Annotated in this window: 18 protein-coding genes; 8 read left to right on the top strand and 10 right to left on the bottom strand. The window is 58.6% G+C overall.

All coding sequences use genetic code 11. The features are described 5' to 3' along the window. Nucleotides 1-22 precede the first annotated feature (22 nt). The 3 genes from G6N80_RS08700 to G6N80_RS08690 form a co-directional block, all read right to left on the bottom strand. Nucleotides 23-772, bottom strand: a complete 750-nt coding sequence (locus tag G6N80_RS08700) for a S24 family peptidase (protein ID WP_165133088.1) — start codon at nucleotides 770-772, stop codon at nucleotides 23-25. Between the two features lie 287 nt (nucleotides 773-1,059). Then, entirely contained in the window at nucleotides 1,060-1,707 is a 648-nt protein-coding gene (locus G6N80_RS08695) for a response regulator transcription factor (protein ID WP_062555486.1), read from the bottom strand. A gap of 113 nt (nucleotides 1,708-1,820) precedes the next feature. Then, nucleotides 1,821-2,225 (bottom strand): hypothetical protein, encoded by a 405-nt coding sequence (locus tag G6N80_RS08690; RefSeq protein WP_062555271.1) that lies wholly within the window; start codon nucleotides 2,223-2,225, stop codon nucleotides 1,821-1,823. A gap of 47 nt (nucleotides 2,226-2,272) precedes the next feature. Between G6N80_RS08690 and G6N80_RS08685 the strand changes: the two genes are divergently transcribed. Further along, a complete protein-coding gene (locus tag G6N80_RS08685; RefSeq protein ID WP_165133085.1) occupies nucleotides 2,273-2,686 on the top strand; it encodes a DUF952 domain-containing protein in 414 nt (137 codons plus the stop codon). Next, nucleotides 2,686-3,768, top strand: coding sequence for a quinone-dependent dihydroorotate dehydrogenase (locus tag G6N80_RS08680; protein WP_165133082.1), 1,083 nt, complete (start codon nucleotides 2,686-2,688; stop codon nucleotides 3,766-3,768). The genes G6N80_RS08685 and G6N80_RS08680 overlap by 1 nt, the downstream gene beginning before the upstream one ends. A gap of 370 nt (nucleotides 3,769-4,138) precedes the next feature. On the opposite strand, the gene G6N80_RS08675 is transcribed toward G6N80_RS08680, so the two are convergent. Both G6N80_RS08675 and G6N80_RS08670 read right to left on the bottom strand, forming a co-directional pair. Next, nucleotides 4,139-4,633: a CAP domain-containing protein gene (locus G6N80_RS08675; protein ID WP_062555274.1), complete on the bottom strand. Its 495-nt coding sequence runs from the start codon at nucleotides 4,631-4,633 to the stop codon at nucleotides 4,139-4,141. Next, on the bottom strand, nucleotides 4,633-4,899 hold the full coding sequence (locus tag G6N80_RS08670; protein WP_062555275.1) for a DUF6460 domain-containing protein: 267 nt from the start codon (nucleotides 4,897-4,899) through the stop codon (nucleotides 4,633-4,635). The genes G6N80_RS08675 and G6N80_RS08670 overlap by 1 nt, the downstream gene beginning before the upstream one ends. Nucleotides 4,900-5,045: 146 nt before the next feature. Between G6N80_RS08670 and G6N80_RS08665 the strand changes: the two genes are divergently transcribed. The 5 genes from G6N80_RS08665 (at nucleotide 5,046) to pdeM (ending at nucleotide 10,779) form a co-directional block, all read left to right on the top strand. Continuing rightward, nucleotides 5,046-5,981 (top strand): class I SAM-dependent DNA methyltransferase, encoded by a 936-nt coding sequence (locus tag G6N80_RS08665; RefSeq protein ID WP_165133079.1) that lies wholly within the window; start codon nucleotides 5,046-5,048, stop codon nucleotides 5,979-5,981. 107 nt (nucleotides 5,982-6,088) lie between these two features. Continuing rightward, on the top strand, nucleotides 6,089-6,724 hold the full coding sequence (locus G6N80_RS08660; RefSeq protein WP_165133077.1) for a YitT family protein: 636 nt from the start codon (nucleotides 6,089-6,091) through the stop codon (nucleotides 6,722-6,724). Beyond that, entirely contained in the window at nucleotides 6,724-7,368 is a 645-nt protein-coding gene (locus G6N80_RS08655) for a YitT family protein (protein WP_062555278.1), read from the top strand. Before G6N80_RS08660 ends, G6N80_RS08655 begins: the two co-directional genes overlap by 1 nt. Nucleotides 7,369-7,503: 135 nt before the next feature. Then, on the top strand, nucleotides 7,504-10,026 hold the full coding sequence (locus G6N80_RS08650) for a ligase-associated DNA damage response DEXH box helicase (RefSeq protein ID WP_165133074.1): 2,523 nt from the start codon (nucleotides 7,504-7,506) through the stop codon (nucleotides 10,024-10,026). A 39-nt stretch (nucleotides 10,027-10,065) separates the two neighbouring features. Further along, nucleotides 10,066-10,779 carry a ligase-associated DNA damage response endonuclease PdeM gene (gene pdeM / locus G6N80_RS08645; protein ID WP_246251528.1) on the top strand — a complete coding sequence of 238 codons (714 nt, stop codon included), beginning with the start codon at nucleotides 10,066-10,068 and terminating at the stop codon, nucleotides 10,777-10,779. Here the strand turns inward: pdeM and G6N80_RS08640 are convergent, their stop codons facing one another. Continuing rightward, nucleotides 10,780-11,499 (bottom strand): anti-sigma factor, encoded by a 720-nt coding sequence (locus G6N80_RS08640; RefSeq protein ID WP_165133068.1) that lies wholly within the window; start codon nucleotides 11,497-11,499, stop codon nucleotides 10,780-10,782. After that, nucleotides 11,496-12,041: a sigma-70 family RNA polymerase sigma factor gene (locus G6N80_RS08635; protein ID WP_062555487.1), complete on the bottom strand. Its 546-nt coding sequence runs from the start codon at nucleotides 12,039-12,041 to the stop codon at nucleotides 11,496-11,498. Before G6N80_RS08635 ends, G6N80_RS08640 begins: the two co-directional genes overlap by 4 nt. Before the next feature lie 189 nt (nucleotides 12,042-12,230). On the opposite strand from G6N80_RS08635, the gene G6N80_RS08630 reads away from it, so the two are divergent. Beyond that, nucleotides 12,231-13,019, top strand: a complete 789-nt coding sequence (locus G6N80_RS08630; RefSeq protein WP_165133065.1) for a DUF4394 domain-containing protein — start codon at nucleotides 12,231-12,233, stop codon at nucleotides 13,017-13,019. Between the two features lie 9 nt (nucleotides 13,020-13,028). Here the strand turns inward: G6N80_RS08630 and G6N80_RS08625 are convergent, their stop codons facing one another. The 3 genes from G6N80_RS08625 to G6N80_RS08615 form a co-directional block, all read right to left on the bottom strand. Continuing rightward, on the bottom strand, nucleotides 13,029-13,847 hold the full coding sequence (locus G6N80_RS08625) for a TIGR02186 family protein (protein WP_082547215.1): 819 nt from the start codon (nucleotides 13,845-13,847) through the stop codon (nucleotides 13,029-13,031). Next, nucleotides 13,844-14,770 carry a sulfite exporter TauE/SafE family protein gene (locus G6N80_RS08620; RefSeq protein WP_137135947.1) on the bottom strand — a complete coding sequence of 309 codons (927 nt, stop codon included), beginning with the start codon at nucleotides 14,768-14,770 and terminating at the stop codon, nucleotides 13,844-13,846. Before G6N80_RS08620 ends, G6N80_RS08625 begins: the two co-directional genes overlap by 4 nt. A 254-nt stretch (nucleotides 14,771-15,024) precedes the next feature. Then, the gene (locus tag G6N80_RS08615) at nucleotides 15,025-18,924 is read right to left on the bottom strand and encodes a peptidoglycan-binding protein (RefSeq protein WP_165133062.1); all 3,900 of its coding nucleotides are present in this window, start codon (nucleotides 18,922-18,924) and stop codon (nucleotides 15,025-15,027) included. Between the last annotated feature and the right edge of the window lie 347 nt (nucleotides 18,925-19,271).

Genomic DNA, 19,271 nt, shown 5'->3' with positions numbered 1-19,271 from the left:
TGACCTCTCTACCAGCCTTGCCTCATTGGCTGGCCCAGATGATACGGGCGATCCAATCGATGTCTTCAACTGCAAAATTGCGGTTCGGATGGTCGGGATTAAGCGAGGAAAGCTCAATTGAGCGCGCACTCTGCCGTGCAAGAACCTTCGCCATCACCTCTCCTTCGCGTGTCTTGACAACAACGCGGTCTCCCTTTCGAACCTGCGCGCCGGGCTCCACGATCAATCGATCACCGTCTCGATAGAGTGGCAGCATGGAATCGTCCTGAACTTCGAGAGCATAGACATTGTTGTGCTTCGAAACGGCGGCGGGAAACTCCACCACATCCCACCCTTGACCGGCAGGAAAGCCCCCATCGTCAAAGAAACCTCCGGCTCCAGCCTGGGCAAAGCCGAGCAGGGGGATGGAACTCATTTGCGGCAGAAAAACTCCGTCAGGCATACGTGGAGTACCAGTCGGCGCCAGATAGCCCAGGAATTCATCCAGAGATGCGCCTGTGGCTTCCAAAACCTTGGAAATGGATTCCGTGGATGGCCAGCGCTCCCGTCCATCCGGCCCCAGGCGCTTCGACTTGTTGAAAGATGTGGGATCCAGGCCCGCCCGACGGGCAAGGCCCGATGCCGAAAGTTTGTGCTTCTCGGCAAGTGTATCGATTGCCTGCCATATCCCGCTATGTGACAGGGCGGATCGGGACAGAGCGCTTGCCTTGCCAACCTGCTCAGTCTGGACGGCCTGCAAGAGGGAAATGGCTTCGCGACTTGTCTCACTCATATCCGCCTCTTTCGTGCGATCCGGTCGAATGCCCCATGGCAGTTCGCCTGTATTCCAACAACTGGATGAAACAGTTCCGATCAATGCTACGGATCCCGAAACCGCGTACATTCGGTGACGCAGCATAGGGCTGAAGCTCCGCGCAATCTGGAGGTGTTCTCGTCTCAGGGTGTCACCGCCCCACACACGATTAAACACTTCCACGCCCGGAAGTTTCATGGAGCTTTAGCCAAAATTTCGTCGGACGTAAAGAAAAAAAGGAATAAAATCCTTTCCTTAAAAAGCAGTCAAGCAACCATGGCCATGTTGACCTTGCCAAGCTTGATGACCGCCTGGGTTCGGCTATCGACGTTGAGCTTCAACAGGATCGCTGAAACATGCGCCTTGATCGTTGCTTCGGAAACGCCGAGTTCGTAGGCGATCTGCTTGTTGAGCAGACCTTCGGCGAGCATGGATAGAACGCGCGTCTGCTGTGGTGTCAGGGTCTTCAATCGCTCGATCAGTTCCACGACGGCCGGATCTTCTTCGGCATCCCGCTCACCCTGTGATGGGAACCAGACGTCGCCGGCCAGAACGGCTTCGATGGCGCTGCGAATATCGTCCAGTCCCGAAGATTTGGAGATGAAGCCCGACGCGCCTAGTTCCATGGCGCGCCGCACAGTCGCGCCGTCATCCGTCGCTGAGACAATCATGATAGGCAGGCTGCTGAACTCTGCCCGCATGGACATCAGCCCTGAGAAGCCGCTCACACCCGGCATGGCAAGATCCAGCAACATAAGATCCGCTTCCGGCTGGCTTCGCACTGCCTTTCGTGCGTCCTCGAAAGTTCCGGCCTCAATGATGTGAGGCTGCTCGGCCACCGTATTGAGTGCCTGGCGAAGCGCGCCGCGAAACAGCGGGTGATCATCCGCAATGATGATGGTGAGTTCCTGCATATCCATACCCCCTCCCAAGAGCATGCCAGCCTTCCAGGATACGAATTTTAGCGTTCTGAAAAGCATCAAACAAGCCCAAGTTTAAGGGGGGCAGGTCTTGGGGTCCAGCGGTTTCAGGTCCTGTTGGGATCGTAATCCTGTTCGTCGCGCCGTTCGCCGATAATATCCATGAACCTCTGGAAGAACCGTTCCATGATCGAAAGTGATTTTTCGACCTCCTCGTCGCTTGGGAGCCCCGATGTGCGGGATGAGCTTTTGGTCTCCAACTGGGTGACGCGCTTGTCGAGCGCATCGAGTTCCTGCTCGAAGGCCTTTCGCTCGTCGGCAGCCAGACGGCATGTCAGTCCCGAAGCCTCCTCCCGGCAGAAGCTTACGTCGCCGGTTTGCTTGTCGAGGCGGATGAAGCCCTTTTCTGTCCGCTCCAGTTGAAAGCGTGCAGGATCCGCAGCACTCTGCGCCAGGACGGCACCGCTGGAGAGAAGCAGAACGGTGGTGGTAAAGATGGCGCGAGCCGACATTGCTATTTCCTCCCAATATCGCATTTTCGAGTAATGCTACCGATGCGATGGACAAGTGCGCCCGTTTGCGGCAAAGCGCAGGGTATAAGCTAGGACACAGCCGGATCATCGCAATGAGTCATGTCATCTATAAGATCGTGCCAGAACCCCTTTGGGCAAGCGCCGAACAATCAGGCCGTTTCGAGGGTGCGCCTGTCGATCTGGCGGATGGCTTCATTCATTTCTCCACCGCAAGCCAGGTGCGCGAAACCGCAGCCCGCCACTTCAAGGGGCAGGCAGGTCTGCTGCTGGTCGCCATTGATGCCGATCGTCTGGGGGAGCAGTTGAAGTATGAACCGTCTCGCGGCGGTAATCTCTTTCCCCATCTCTATGCAAGCCTGACGCTCGATGCGGTCATCTGGAAGCGCCCCCTGCCTGTGGGACCAGATGGATCGCATGTATTTCCAGAGGAGCTTGTCTGATGCCGATTTTCGATCTCGCCCGCAATGCTCTTTTTCTCCTCGATCCTGAAACGGCTCATGGTGCTTCGATCGCAGCTTTGAGATCCGGGCTTCTTCCATCGGTTCATCTGCCGCCCGATCCGCGCTTGCGGGTTTCCTTGGGCGGTCTGGAGTTTCCCAATCCTGTCGGCCTTGCTGCAGGCTATGACAAGAATGCCGAGGTGCCGGGGGCAATCCTTCGTCTCGGCTTCGGCTTTACGGAGGTCGGCACCGTCACACCAAAACCTCAGGATGGAAATCCCAAGCCACGCATTTTCCGCCTGACCAGGGATGAGGCGGTGATCAACCGGCTTGGCTTCAACAATGAGGGTCACGAGGCGGCACTCGCTCGACTGCTGGCAACGAAAATTCAGGGCATTGTCGGCGTCAACATCGGTGCCAACAAGGATAGTGAAGACCGCATTGGCGACTATGTGCTCGGCATTCGCCGCTTCTATGATGTCGCCCGCTACTTTACCGCCAATATCTCCTCCCCCAATACGCCTGGCTTGCGCGACCTTCAGGCCCGCGAAAGCCTTTCGGCACTGTTGAGCGCAGTGCTTGCAACCCGCGATGAGGAAGCAGCCAGAACGGGGAAAACTGTTCCGGTCTTGCTGAAGATCGCGCCGGACCTGACCGAGGAAGGAATGGATGATATCGCAGCCGAAGCGCTGGCACATCCGCTGGACGGTTTGATCGTTTCCAACACCACGCTTTCCCGCGACGGCTTGCGCGATGAGGCGCAGTCCAGGGAAACGGGAGGCCTTTCCGGCAAGCCGCTGTTTTCCCGCTCAACCACGGTACTGGCAAAGATGCGCAAGCGCGTTGGTCCGAACCTGCCCATCATCGGCGTTGGCGGTGTATCTTCGGCGAAGACGGCGCTCGAAAAAATCCGGGCCGGTGCCGATCTCGTGCAGCTTTATTCCTGCATGGTCTATCGGGGACCGGGCCTCGCTGCCGATATCGTGAGGGGACTTGGCGCGGAACTCGATCGTCTGGACGTCAGGTCTGTCACGGAATTGCGTGATACCAGTCTTGATGCCTGGGCATCCAGACCTCTCTGACTTGTCGGAAAGCCAGACGGCGGCTTTTCGCCACATTCACTAAATTGTTCGGTTAATCTTGAGCATTTGGTGATATCCTCACTCTATGTTACCTTCTGTAACATTGAACGAGGATGGGAAGATGAACATACATCTCAACTTGCCCGCACTCACATTCGGTTGCCTCCTGTTGTGTGCAATCGGTCTGCGTATCGGGATCTGGATGGTCGCTCCGGGCGCTTGAGCCCGAAGCCAAAGCATGTTGCGTAAAAGTGTGCAGCGGTTTTGCGATAACGACATGCGTCAACACAAAGAGTTAGAGCGTCAGGAGCGAATCTGAAAGATCGCGATAAGCTCTAGATCGACGTCAGGCCATGAAGGCTGTTTCAAGTCAGGCAGACAGTACCATCGCCCAATAAGTGCGATTGGTGGACGGCGAGCGTGCCACGGCGACACCTACACGATTGTAACTGCCGAGCATGTTTTGAAGGTGCTTGGGGGAATCGATCCAAGCCTGCACTGCTTCCGTAACCGTGGTTTGACCGCTTGCAATGTTTTCGGCAGCGGGCAAAGGCACGTCATTGCGCTTCATCCGCGCGCCATAATCATCCCCAAAGCCAATGAGATGGCTCATCTGGTTGGCTTTCGCCATACGCACAGCCTGCTCTGCCGCCGCCCGTCCCGTGGGCACGCTTGCAGACAGGGGCGAAAGACCATGCTTCTTTCGCAGTTCATTGACCAATGGCAGCGCGGCCCTGGTATCGTCCGTCGCGCCATCGACTTTTGCTGGGCCGGTGGTCGTTACGCATCCGGCTGTCACGAGAAGCGCACTGCCGCAGCCAAGCAGAAATATACGTCGGGAATTTAAGACGAGATTCGGTGTCATTAGCGTCTGTAGCTGAAAATACGCAGGAGAATGAAGGCTGGTATGACGATGACCGCACCGGCGATCAGGTAATCACCAACGGCGCCCAGCGCATGGAATCCGCGATACCAGAGGTCCAGAACCAGATTTCGGATGCCATAAACGATGTCCCAGGGATGGAGATCGAACATCGCCATGACAAAGCCGACAACGAGGGACACGACAATCAGTTTCACGATTGTGCGGGCTGGCGAATCGCCCAGCATTCGGTTCATCTGATCAGACATTCCTGGCCCTTAAAGTGTGTTGAGACGGATGAGACATAGTTTCGCAGGTGCTCTGTCGCAAGTTTAGACGCAGGCATTCCGATAGAACTTGAGTTTTTTTGTGGCTTGGTTCAGATGCCGCAAATGCAACGAGCCGGTTTCAAGTCATGAGCGCCAACCAGTTTTCTTCCGGTGATGTCATTGCCGATCGGCGCGCCGATTATGCCCGGATGCTGGCGGAAAGTGGCGATCATGCCGCAGCCGCCGAACTCTTCGAGCAGGCTCTCGAAATCGCACCCGATTGGACAGCGGGCTGGCTGTTGGCCGGAGAAGCTCATCAGAAAGCTGGTGCGCGCGAAGCAGCAATCGCGGCATTCGAGCAGGTGATGAAAAGGGATAGGCAGGGCCTGTTCGGCGCAAGTCTGAAACTCGCAGCACTTGGCGCCACGCCCGCGCCGGACGCACCGCCCTCTGCCTATGTCGAAGGGCTGTTCGACGACTACGCCGATCGCTTCGAGATCTCGCTGGTCGAGAAGTTGAATTATTCAGTGCCAGCCAAGCTGTTTGCACTTGTCCAATCTCATGGACCGTTCGATCTGACTGTCGATCTCGGTTGCGGCACCGGTCTCTTTGGTGTCGAAATCGCATCAGACACGGCAAGGCTCGAAGGTTTCGACCTTTCAGCCAACATGCTGGCAAAGGCCGGGGAAAAGGGCATCTACCACCATCTCGGCCAGGCAGATCTCTCCCGCACGGATGCGGATACATCGCTCTTCAGCGAGGACCGGCCACGCCATCGTGCCGATCTCGTCTCGGCGGCCGATGTGTTGATGTATCTTGGAAATCTGGATGTCCCGTTTGCGCTGGCTGATGAACTGCTGAAACCTCGCGGTCTTTTCGCTTTTTCCGTCGAAGATGCTGGTAGTTCTACGGACGGCTTCGTCCTGCAGCAATCACTCCGCTACGCGCATACGCAAAGCTATATCGAGACACTTCTGGCAAGCCATGGTTTTGATCTCGTGGCCTTGTCTCGTACGGACATTCGAATGGATGCCGGAAAACCGGTTCACGGCATCCTTTTTCTTGCGCGCAAACGCGCCTGATTTGTACGATTCTTGTCTTTTGCGTCAGGAGTACTGTCCTATCTTGATTTCGCAAATGCTGCGGCGCACAATCGAAGCGTCGGGACAGATAGACGGAGACTTCGGAGATGGCGCAGAAGATGGCATTGGGTTTCTACAGCACGGATCCGTCGCGTCACACACTCGCTGAAGATAGCCAGGGTCTCATTTGCGGCGCACTGATTTCTGCGCTCGGGTTTTACTTGTTGAACCGTGTTGGCCTGCTCACGGGCGGCACGGCTGGCGTTGCCTTTCTGCTGCACTATGCATTCAACATCTCGTTCGGCCTTCTGTTCTTCATCGTCAATCTTCCCTTCTATTGGCTGTCCTTCAAACGATTGGGCTTCGCCTTTACGGCCAAGACCTTCATTGCCATCGGGCTGGTGTCAATCATGACCGAGCTTGAGCAACGCTACCTGTTGATTGGGTATCTTCATCCCTTCTGGGGTGCGCTGATGGGCGGTCTTTTGCTAGGTTTCGGCCTGCTCGCCCTTTATCGGCACCGTGCAAGCCTTGGCGGCGTTGGCATCCTCGCAATCTATGTCCAGGAGCGTTTTGGCATCCAGGCGGGCCTCATTCAGCTGGCCTTCGATGCCTGCGTCATGGCGGCGGCCTTTCTCCTGCTTGAACCGGGCATTGTTCTCTGGTCCATTGTCGGCGCGGTGGTTCTCAATCTGTTTCTGGCGATCAATCACCGGTCGGATCGCTATATCGTGGTGCGCTGATGGCGAATGTAAGCGAAGGCAAGTCTCCGGTCGGATTCTGGGCATCCAGCACGGATCGGCACTCCATCATCGAGGATATGCAGGGCGTGGTTGCCGGGTCCATGCTTGCAGCACTGGGCGTAACACTTCTCTCGGCGGCTCATTTGTTGATTGGTGGTACGGCGGGTCTCGGCTTCCTGCTTCGCTACTCCACGGGTTTCAGCTTCGGCGTGGTCTTCTTCGCGCTTAACCTTCCGTTCTACTGGCTGGCCTACAAGCGTCTGGGCTTGGCTTTCACGATCAAGACCTTCACGGCCGTCGCCCTGACGTCTGTTTTGACGGAGGTACTGCCGTCTCTCATTCCGATCGCTGGCATAGATCCGCTCGTTGCCGCGCTCTTCGGCGGACTTCTCATCGGAACCGGCATGCTCGCCTTGTTCCGCCATCGTGCAAGCCTCGGCGGTTTCGGCATTCTTGCGCTTTACCTGCAGGACCGGCTTGGCTGGCGTGCTGGCTTCGTACAACTGGGTCTCGATCTCGTCGTTCTGGCTCTGGCCTTTCTGGTAGCCACACCCTTCGTCATCCTGTGCTCGATCCTCGCGGCGGTGACATTGAACCTGACGCTTGCCATCAATCACCGCACCGACCGATATATAGTCCGATAGAGCGTTCCCGGCTGAACGCTCTATCTCTTGTTTTCCGCAATTCCGGACGCAAAACCGCCTCTCACTTTGCTGGAATTGCTCTGACCCCTTCTTTTTCAGGCGGAAATCGTTACTTCTGACCGCGTGGAAAAGACCTTGGCCGATTATCAGAACGCCCTGCCGGACCTCCTGCCTCGCCCCTTCCTGAAATGGTTCGGCGAGAAAGGCTGGTCGCCGCGTGCGCACCAGCTGGAATTGCTTGCACGTTCGACATCCGGCGAGAATATGTTGCTGATTGCACCAACTGGTGCAGGTAAGACACTTGCCGGATTTCTACCCTCGCTGACCGACTTGACCCGGCGCGGCCAACTCCCGCCGGGGTCGCCCTTTGTGGGTGTCCACACCCTCTACATTTCGCCGCTGAAGGCGCTGGCGGTCGATATCGAACGCAACCTCATGAAGCCGGTTTCCGAAATGGGACTTCCGGTGTCTATCGAGAACCGCACGGGGGATACGCCGCAGGCCAAGCGCCAGCGCCAGAAGACGAACCCGCCGGATATCTTGCTGACGACCCCCGAGCAACTGGCCTTGCTTCTGGCCAACAAGGAAGCGGAGCGCTTCTTCAAGGATCTGAAATATGTGGTCCTTGATGAACTGCACTCGCTTGTCACATCGAAGCGAGGCCACCTGCTGTCGCTTGGTCTGGCCCGGTTGAGACGACATGCGCCTGGTCTTCGCACCATCGGGCTCTCGGCCACGGTTTCCGATCCCATGGATCTGAGGCGTTGGCTTGTCCCGCAGAATACGCCGCAGGATGATGGGCCGGAAGCACCGGCCGGTCTTGTGCATGTGACGGGCGGCGCGGCACCGGACATCACCATCATGACGACGGAGGACCGCATACCCTGGTCCGGGCATGTAGCCACCTATGCCATTCCGGCCGTCTATGAAGAGATCCGGAAGCACAAGACGACGCTGATTTTCGTCAATACGCGCTTTCAGGCTGAGCTCCTGTTTCAGGAGCTTTGGACCATCAACGAAGATAATTTGCCGATCGCGTTGCATCATGGCTCTCTCGATGCGGGACAGAGGCGCAAAGTGGAAGCTGCCATGAGCGCGAACAGACTGCGCGCGGTGGTGGCGACCTCGACGCTAGACATGGGACTTGATTGGGGCGATGTGGATCTGGTGGTGCATGTCGGCGCGCCAAAGGGTGCATCCCGTCTGGCGCAGCGCATCGGTCGTTCAAACCACCGGATGGACGAGCCGTCAAAAGCGATCCTTGTGCCTGCCAATCGTTTCGAGGTCATGGAATGTCAGGCCGCGCTCGATGCCAATTATCTGGGCGCACAGGATACGCCGCCCGTTGGGGAAGGCGCGCTTGATGTTCTGGCCCAGCACGTTCTTGGCATGGCCTGCGCCGAACCCTTCGATGCCTTGGAGCTCTACGGCGAAATCACCAGCGCTTCACCCTATTCCGGGCTCACCTGGGAGCTGTTCGAGCGTATCGTCGATTTCGTTGCGACCGGCGGCTATGCGCTGCGCACCTATGAACGCTATGCCAAGATCCGCAAGACAAAGGAGGGCCGCTGGCGGGTTTCCAATCCGCAGGTCGCCCAGCAGTATCGGATGAACCTCGGTACGATTGTGGAGGCGACGGAACTGAACGTGCGCCTCGTCAAGCGCAACCAGCTGGGTTCAGTCGGGCGCGGCGGTATGTCGCTTGGCAAGGTCGAGGAATATTTTCTGGAGCAATTGGTGCAGGGCGATACCTTCCTGTTTGCGGGCAAGGTACTGCGCTTCGAGGGTATTCGGGAGAACGAATGCCTTGTCACCAATGCCTTTTCGCTGGATCCCAAGATCCCTGCCTATGCCGGCGGCAGGTTCCCCTTGTCCACCTATCTTGCCGATCAGGTGCGGGCCATGCTGGCTGATCCGTCCCGCTGGCATGTGCTTCCTGATCAGGTGCGGGACTGGCTGGCAATCCAGCGCGACAAATCCATGCTTCCGGCGCGTGACGAGCTTCTGATCGAGACCTTCCCACGCGGAAACCGCTTCTTCATGGTCGCCTACTGCTTCGAGGGGCGGCTTGCGCACCAGACGCTGGGCATGCTTTTGACACGGCGGCTGGAACGGGCAGGGGCAAGACCGCTCGGCTTCGTGGCGAATGACTATGCGCTGGCCATCTGGTCGTTGAACGATATGGGCGGCATGATCGAGAGCCGTCGTCTCTCGCTGGGTGATTTGTTCGACGAGGACATGCTGGGCGATGATCTGGAGGCATGGCTGGACGAGAGCTTCATGCTGAAGCGCACGTTCCGGCAATGCGCGGTGATTTCAGGCCTGATCGAGCGCCGGCATCCGGGCAAGGAAAAGACGGGGCGGCAGGTCACCGTTTCGACCGATCTCATCTATGATGTTTTGCGCAGCCATGAGCCGGATCACATTCTGCTGGAGGCGACGCGGCGCGATGCCGCATCGGGTCTTTTGGATATCGGGCGTCTTGGCGCTATGCTGGCACGAATCAAGGGGCATGTGATTCACCGCCCGCTGGAGCGCGTATCCCCGCTCGCCATTCCGGTGATGCTGGAAATCGGCCGCGAGCCGGTTGCTGGCGAGGCGCAGGACTACGTGCTGGAAGAGGCGGCGGATGACCTGATTGCCGAGGCCATGGCGTGAGGCAACCCTCACGGGTAGATGAGAATGATGAATTATAGAATGGCGCTCGCCGCGTCACAGACAGCCGGTCCGGTGGCCAGCGCGGAAATCATGGTCAATGGCGTCGCCGCGCATTGCGACCCGCTGGGCGCGCTGTATCTGCCGGATCTATCCTGCCTTGTCGTCTCGGATCTGCATCTGGAGAAAGGCGCTGCCTTCGCGCGTCGCGGCATGATGCTGCCGCCTTATGATACGCTGGCAACTCTCAATCTGCTCTCCGCCGTCATCGCTAGATATGATCCCAAAACAGTGATTTCGCTGGGGGATAACTTTCACGACAGGCGTGGCTCGGAACTCATGCCCGCAGCATTCCGCGAAACGATCGGCGCTCTCGCCCGCGGACGTGACTGGATCTGGATCAATGGCAACCATGATCCGGACGGCATTTTCGATCTGCCCGGCCAGTCCCTGGATGAGCTTTTGCTGTCCGGGCTTGTTTTCCGGCACGAGCCAAGCCTGATTGCAGGACGGGGCGAAGTGGCTGGTCACCTGCACCCTTCCGCCACTGTCGCGCGTCGCGGCAAATATGTCCGCCGCGCATGCTTTGCCACCGACGGCGCGCGTCTCGTCATGCCTGCCTTCGGCGTGCTCACAGGCGGGCTGGATCTCAAGCACCGTGCCATGCACGGCCTGTTCGATCATGCGGCACTGATCGCACACCTCTTGGGACGCGATCGCATCTACTCGGTCCGTTTCGGCAATCTCATCGGCTGATTACCGCGTTACTTTCGCAAAGCCCTTGGCGAGAATTGGACCCGTGGGTCGACCGGTCGGCGATCCGCCTGCCGGCTCAAGCGTGATCTCGTACAACTGCGCATCCTTGGGCGTGGGGAGGCTTGGCGGAACCAGCCTTGCAGACCGGGCCTGGGGCAGTAACCCCATGGAAACGGGTCCGGTCTCCTTGCTCGGGAGTGTCCAGACCTGCATCGTCCGGTCTCCTGGCACGGAAACATCCGCCAGAAGGCGCACCACGGCTCGCTCGGTGCCGAAATCTTCGACAACGGCCTGAACCTCGCCTGTTTCATTCACCAGCACTGCGACGACCAGCGGCTCGGCTGTTCGTGTCAGGTTCCAGCCAAGGGCAACCGCCAGAACCAGGCTGGCAGCGAGGCCTGCAAAACTTGTGACACGCCAGAAACCGGCATTCTGGATTGAGCGATTGTCGTTGGCGACAACTGGCTCAACCTCTTTCTTCTGCTCCGGCACCTCCTGTTGTTGAAGATCTTTCTCGATCCTTGTCCAAAGATCGTGCGAAATCTCAGCAGGTTCGGCTGTCATATCCAGCGGAAGAAAACGCTCTCGCGATTGTGCCACAGCTTGTCGCAGAGCGGCGTTACGCTCCAGCTCGGCCTCCACGGTCTGTATGTCAGCTTGCTCCAGAAGCCCCAGAACATAGTCGTCGGCAACAGCATCCGGCTTTGTCAGATCAATCATGCCATGCACTCCCGCAGGGAGGCGAGCCCTCGGCGTATCCAGCTCTTTGTCGTGCCGAGCGGGAGTGAAAGCCGCCCGGCAATTTCGCCATGGCTGTAGCCGCCGACATAGGCCATCAGAATGCTTTGTCGCTTTGGTTGATCGAGACCCTCAAGGCAGGAGCGCAGCCGCGACGTACGATCGAGCGCCGCCCAGGCGGTCAGAACGCTTTCAGGTTGGTCGGCTTCCTGCAGGCTCTGGATCGCGTCTTCGCTGAGGAGATCCTCGCGGCTTCCGTCTCTCAGCATGTTGAGGGCGCGGTTGCGAATAATGGCATGGATCCAACCGCGTGCGCTGCCGCGATCCGGCGCATACTGATGCGCCTTGGTCCAGATGGCAATGAAACCGTCCTGGACAACTTCTTCTGCGAGGTCGCGTCGCTTCACGATTCTCTGGGCAATGGCAACGAGGCGGCCTGCTTCCGCGTCGAAGATACGCTTCAAGGCCTGCCGGTCGCCGCGCGCACATGCGCCAAGCTCTGTCCCCAAAGGATCTGCCGTCATATCCGCCAAGGTGTTCGTACTCCTAATCTCTTTGTATCCTAATATGGTTCTGCTGAAGATTTGGATGCGAGAGGACAAAAATTTGAAAAATATTTTTTGGCTCTGCATCCAAAGCGCTCACCTCCCGTGTCTCATGGTCAGGAAGCGCAAAGTGAAGCGTCTTCCCCAACCGTTGAATGGGAGAACGAGATGACGATGTTCAAGACACTGATGGCAGCGACTGCACTTCTCGGTGCGTCGGCTGCACCATCTCTCGCGGCGCAGGCTGTTGGCCTTGTCGGAGACAAAACGCTGGTCATGTTCGATACGGAGAAGCCCGCTGTTTCCAAGACGGTGGAAGTTCAGGGCGTGACGAAGCTTGCGGGCATCGATCTTCGCCCGTCGAACAAGATGCTGGTTGGCGTTACCTCCGAGAACGTCATCGTCACCATTGACCCGGCCACCGGCAAGGCAACCGAAGTTGCCAAGATGGACAAGCCGCTGATGATGGGCGAGACGCCAGTTGTCGTGGACTTCAATCCCGCCGCCGATCGTCTGCGCTATATGACCGGTACGACAAATCATCGCGTCCATCCGGATACCGGCGCTGTGACCGTGGATGGCAGCCTTGCCTTCGAAGAGGGCGATATGCACAAGGGCGAAAAGCCGAACATTGTCGGTGCTGCCTATACGAATTCATTCGGCAAGCCCGAAAAAACGGCCATGTACAACATCGATGCCACCATTGGCGGGCTGATCCAGCAGACGAAGCCGAATGATGGAACGCTGAAGGCCGTCGGCAAGCTGGGCGCCGAAAAGAAGGCGGCAAGCTATGCCTTCGATGTTCACACCTCTGCAGAAGGAAAGAACACGGCCTGGCTGGTCGCAGACAATGTGCTGCACACAGTCGATCTTGAAACCGGCAAGGCGATGAAGACGGCAGAAGTCACCGGGACCAAAGGCATGATCCGCGACATCACCTTCATGCCTGCCATGTAATGCTTGCCGTCAGTCCTTGCGGAACAACAGGCTGGCCCCCCAGCCTGTAACGACCGCGACCATGACACAGAACAGGCCATAGGCCAGCGGCTTCTCATGCGCCGCATCGGTAATGGCCTGTTCGAGACCAGTCTTGACCACGCGAAGGGGAAGATCCTTCTGCGCGATCAGCACGCCGCTCTTGAACAGATATGCATGCACCAGATGGACGCCGTCCGGTACATTGGCAGGTAGCCGGAGCGAAGCACGGAAAAGACTGGAGCTGACGAAGCGAACACCGGTCGTATCGTTCTGGTAGAGCCCCCCGCCAACTTTCAGGCGTCGATAGGCTTCACGAAAATCCGTCAGCTGCGCCGCATTCCCGAGATAGCCGGTTGGTGAAAGCGTCAGATGGCTGATACCGAGACCAAGCCGGTTGAGTTGTGCGACAGGCTGAATGTCGGCCAGCGGCTTTGTACTGGCGATCGAGTAAGATTCGGGCGTCTGCTCGAAGGTCATCGATTGCGTGTTCATCCAGATGCCGAAGACGCGCTCCTTGCGCCGAACGGTGGCATAGTCCCGCGGTCCCTCAAGCGTTACCACCACGTCATACTGCCCGATGGCTAGGAACAGTTCGTCGGCATTGGTCAGGGCGCCGAAGACTGTGAGATCTGCACCGCGAAAATCGGACGTGATCGCGATTTCCGTTGTGGATGTGCCGATTTCCAATCCTTCTTTCACCGGAGGCAGCGCTCCCGGCAATCCCTGGGCTTTTGCTGTTGTGAATGGCAGAGCCAGCAGGCCAGCCATCAACAGGTGTCGGACGAGCGGAAGGAGGAACTGTCTCATCCGCGGCCTCCGCCTATCTGCAGCGAATAGAGATCGGCTGGGGTTATGATGAGATCGATTGCGAGGCGCACGCCAACCGCCAGAACGAGAAGGGCAAGGAGGGCGCGCAATTGCTCGCCACGCAGCTTCTGGCCCACGCGAACACCATATTGTGCACCGATGACGCCTGCCACCATCAGAATGGTCGCCAGCACGATATCGACGGAATAGTTCGTCGCAGCCTGCACGATGGTCGTGTAGGCGGTCACGAAGATGATCTGAAACAGTGATGTTCCAACGACCACATTGGTTGGAATGCGCAGCAGATAGATCATGGCCGGAACCATGATGAAGCCGCCGCCCACACCCATCACGGATGTCAGGATGCCAATGCCGAACCCCAGGCCAATGACCGGGATCGCAGAAAGGTAGAGCTTGGATTTCTTAAACCGCATTTTCAGCGGCAATCGGTGCACCCAGTTGTGCTGGCCGGGTCGCTTCAAGGTTACCGGCTGGTTCTTGGCCGCCCGACGCATGGCTCGAAGGCTTTCCATCAGCATCAGGCTGCCGATGGTCCCGAGAAAGACGACATAGAGAAGCGAGATGATGAGGTCCAACTGGCCGAGTCGCCTGAGCCATGAAAAGATCCAGACGCCGACGGTCGCACCTGCCAGACCGCCGATCAAGAGCACGCTGCCGAGCTTCACATCCAGCGTTCCACGCCGGAAATGGCTGATTGCACCGGAGATCGACGAGGCGACGACCTGGTTTGCGCCGGTAGCGACAGCGACGACCGGAGGGATATTGTAGAAGATCAGAAGCGGGGTGATCAGGAAACCGCCGCCGACACCGAACATGCCGGACAGAAAGCCCACAGCTGCGCCCATGCCGAGTATGATGAAGATATTCACCGAAAGCTCTGCGATTGGCAGGTAGACTGTCACTGGAACGCCCCTGAAAACGAAAAAAGCTCCGCCGTCGCGGGCGGCTTCGCGTTAAAGCATAATCCGACCGGAGTGAACGAAGATCGACAAGATTATGCTTCACACACAGAAAGTGGAGCGCCCGCTGCGGCGTAGCGAAAAGTCCAAGTGGCCTGCGGCGCGATCTGGGCGCCGCTAGCCTTGTTCGTCATGCGTCCTGCCGGGTGGCAAGTCAAATCAAACAACTCAAAAAACTGAGATTTGTCGATTTGTCCTTAACCGGTCGATCCGCTGACCTTTGCCTGATGCTGTTCCAGCAGCTTTCGAACAAGTTCCTCGGTAATATTGCCGTCGTCAGACATGCCGTTGCTCTTCTGGAACGACTTGATGGCGGCAATCGTCTTCTTGCCCATAAGGCCATCCGGCTGTCCCGCATCATAGCCATTCTTGTTCAAGATAGCCTGAATGTTGCGGATAGCCTTGCCCATATCGATGGAGCCGGTCGAAGTCTGCGCGCCGCCGGACCATTCGGTGGGGATGTTCACGCTATTAGCGCGCTGGTCGAGAGGCTTGACCGTCCAGCTATCGGCAGCGGCTTTGGCCTTTGCAAGCTGATCCGGCTTCAGTGCCCGACCGACTTCTTCGCGCTTGTCCGCAGCATCCTTGTCTCCAGCTTTGGCCGCTACCGCAAACCACTTGTAGCTTTCCTCCAGGTTCTGGGACGTGCCGTTGCCGCGCGCAAAAAGAATGGCGAGGTTGAACTGGCTGTCCGCGATACCGAGATCGGCGGCCTTCGTGAACCAGTTGACGGCTGCCTTGTAGTCAGCGGTTCCCGTTGCGCCCGACGCATAGAGAACGGCGAGATTATGCATTGAGCTTGCATTTCCGGCGTTCGCGGCCTTCTGATACAGGCTCATCGCCTTCGCCAGATCGCGCTCGACGCCGGTGCCTTTTTCGTAAAGACTGCCAAGACGATATTCTGCAGGCGCAAAGCCACGTTCGGCCGCCATCTGGTACCAGCGCGCCGCTTCCTTCGGGTCCTGCGGGACGCCGTTGCGGCCCTCGGTGTAGCGGGCAGCGATCTCGAACAGAGCCTGAGGATCGCCAGCTGCCGCTGCGTCGGCCAGAGATTTCTGCGCAATGACGGTCGGCACTTCGATCAAGGCTGTTGATTTCGCAGGGGATGCAGTCTGCGTCATCGGCGAGGCCGGAACTGCCTCGACGGGTGTGGTCGGCGCCGCCTGTGCAAGTGCCGGGGCTGGTTCCGTCACCGGAGGGAGAGGCTTTTGCGCATTTTGCTGGAGCGCCGTGCCGTCGACTACGTTGCCCGCGCTCGCTCCACTCTCGGACGAAGCGACTGTGCTGCTGGTGGCAGGTGGCAGGCTCATCTGTGCCGATGGGGTTGTCTTTGTGACAGGTGGAGGTGGCGTAATGACCTTGTCCCCGCGGGTGAGGGTATTGATCAACGGTACGGTCATCAAGACGAGCAGAACCGCACCGATAGCCATAAGAATCGGACGGCGATGACGGGTGAAGGTGCTGCGCAAGCCGCCACTCGCGGCGGACGTCGGAACCGCGGATTTGCTGCGTGCTGTCTGGGCCGGCTTCGCTCTCGATTGACCCGCCTTGGCAGGATCGGTTTCCTGCGCCGCGGCCTTTGCCGCGCGCCGCGCAGCAGCGATATAGTCAATTCGCTCATTGTCGCCGCCGGATGACGCTGTGTTGACAGCCTGGCTTGCGCGCACCCGCTCAAGGATCTTGCGGACGTCCGGCTTGCCGGAGCCCGGCTCGAGAAGATCGTTCTCATGTTCCTGAGGTACGACATCGACCGGATCGATGGAGGGCGCGGGTTCAACGAAGGTGCGTTCCGGCTGGGCAGAACGCTTGCTTTCAGTCTTGGAAGCAGGCTTCAGGCGCTTGGAAAGACTGGAGAGAAAGCCGGACTTGCCTTTCGCTTTGCCGTCTGTTTCCACCGGCTCCAAGAGGTCGTCAGTCTCGGGCTCATGATAAACCGGCGCGGTTTCGCGCATCAGTTCTTCCGTATTGCGCGCAAGAACTCTGGGCTCTGGTTCCACCGGGGATGGCGCAGCCATTGGCGCACGGATAGCGGACTGCGGTTCGAAAGCCCCTGGCGACGAGTAGGAGGACGCCGCGCGCGAAGAGAAGTGGTCCTCCATCTTGTCCAGACGGCCCGCGATCTGAACCAGCGTGCGATGCAGGCTGTCGAACGTGGTTTGCGTGCGTTCATCCGAGGCGCGAGCAAGTTGTTCCAGATGCCGCAGATCCTCTGCCAGCCCCAGGAACTGCGCCGGGTCTGACCCAGTGCCTCCCGCCGTCGTTCCCGCGGGCGTTTTGCGATAGGCTTCCACCACTGTTTCTGCAGCCTGGCGGGCAGCCTCGAGAATGTATTCGTCGCTGGTCGCCAGATAATTCTCGATGGAGGCCATGCGCTGATCGAGATCGGCAGGCAAGCCGGCCTGCTCACGCGGAGCCCTCTGCATCATGCTGGTCAGATCGGCGATCTGCTTTTCAAGATGGGAAAGACCCCGCATGTCTCCAGCGGGACTGCGCGCAGTCTCGCTTAGACGCTCCGCGATTTCGTCCAGACGCTGCTCCAGCCGATCAATGGAGCTGCCGTCATTCAGCAGGCTCCGGTTACCGGATTGGGCGCGGTGCAGATGGTCTATGCGGGCGGCGAGATCGTCGAGGCGCGCCACCAGCTGATCCGCTGGCTGCTCGTGCATTGCATCGATGCGGCGGGAAAGATCGGCCAGGTAGCCGGTCAATTCGGTCTGGTTGTTACGGCCGAGGCTGGCAACCACTTCCTCCAGCTTTTCCTCGATCCGCTGGGTTTCCTGAACCTGCGAAAGGCTTTCAAATTTTTCCGTCAGGTAGCTCATTCGCTCTTCAAGACGACGGAAGGCAGCCTGTTCTTCAGCGCTATCGCGCACCCGACTGTTGCTGGCAACGGCCCGGCTGATTTCGTCCAGACGCTGGTCGACCTGCGAAAAATGATCATAGACCGTGTCCGGCAGCGGCGAGCGTGTGCCGAGATCCTCGATCACGGCTGCCAGCATCAGCACTTTGTCTTCCAGTGCGCGCAGGGCAGGGCTGTCCGACATCGTGCCGAGTTCGGCCTTGATGCCGTCGATGCGGTAAGCGAGCGCGATGAGCTCTTTCTGGATACCTTGCGTGTCGATGTCCTGGATACGATCCTCAAGCTCGTTCCAGCGGACTTCCATGCGGTGGACGCTTTCCTCGCGCGCCAGCCCATCCATCATAGCGCGAAGCTCATAGAGTTCGCCTTGAAGGCGCTGTGAACCTTCCGGCGCCTGATGATGCATGTCCTCTACGATCTGGGCCAGACGGGCCAGTTCGCTCCGCAGTTCATCGGGAAGGCGCCGATCGGCGGAGAGATCGCGGATCGCGTGGATTTCATGGCGCACATGCTCCATCTCGCGGGAAATTCCCTCGGAGATGTCCTGCTTCAAATCCTGACGCAGCATTTGCAGCGCACCGACAAGATCGCCCACGCTATACTCCGGTGCAGCCGCCGTACGATGACGACGGTGCTCTTCCGGGTGGTGAGCCTCAGAACGACGTTCCTCGGTCCGCCGCGGCTCGCGGTGCCGCTGCTCGGAGGGGGCTTCGCGGTAGGCCTGCGGTTCTCTGTAGTCGCGCTCGCTCGCTCGCTCGTCTAGATGTCTTGCGGGGCTGCGCATTGCCGGTGCTTCCGGCTGACGCTGAGCCTGCATGGACGGGCGGGGCGCCGGTCGGTCCGACGCAGGCAAATAGACGTTGCGGTTTTCTTGCAGCGATGCGTGGGCTGCCCGGTGTGCCGGAGCTCTTTGTTCCTGCCGGAGGCTTTCCTCACTGCGAGCAGTCTCCTGCCTGCGTTGCTGATCGCGCTCATCCTGTCGCTGGCGAGGCTGTTCGTGCGCAGGCTGATCGCCTCGCTGATCACGCGTGCGCTCGCCGCGCTCGTTGGGACGCTCATTGCCAAGGGAACGCTGGCGCTGACGAATTTCGTTCAGGAGATCCTTGTCGATCCGCGGCTCGCGGCCGGACGCCTTGAGCAAGCCTTCAATGCGCGCTTCCAGATTGTCGATGGTCTTGTTCAACGCATCGAGAGAGCGTTCCCCGCGCGGATTTTGATTCAGGCGTGATCCGTTCATGTCTAGCTCGCTCGCTTTCCGCTGCGCAACGTTCCGTCAGGTCTGCTGATCCTCACGTCCAGCATCCTGGTCGGCTGACGATAGACTTCGCGCGCATTCTAGGGCTTTAGCCGCCGAACCTTGTTCAGGGCTTGCCCGCGCGCGAAACTGCATTGCGCCGCAGACCGAAGCGCTGGATCTTCGGTCAGGATTCACCTTTCGCGAAACGTAGTTAATACTGTGTTAACAGGCAGGCGTATGAGGCTGGCAAGTTTGTGATTTGGCAGGAACAGTGCTCTGAAATGGCGAGCGGAATATGTGCCTGATATAATACATTCACTCATCGGTCCTTCACCTTTGCACGTGAT

Source organism: Rhizobium rhizoryzae, assembly GCF_011046895.1.
Classification (GTDB): Bacteria; Pseudomonadota; Alphaproteobacteria; order Rhizobiales; family Rhizobiaceae; genus Neorhizobium; species Neorhizobium rhizoryzae.
This window is presented reverse-complemented; position numbering and strand designations above follow the sequence as displayed.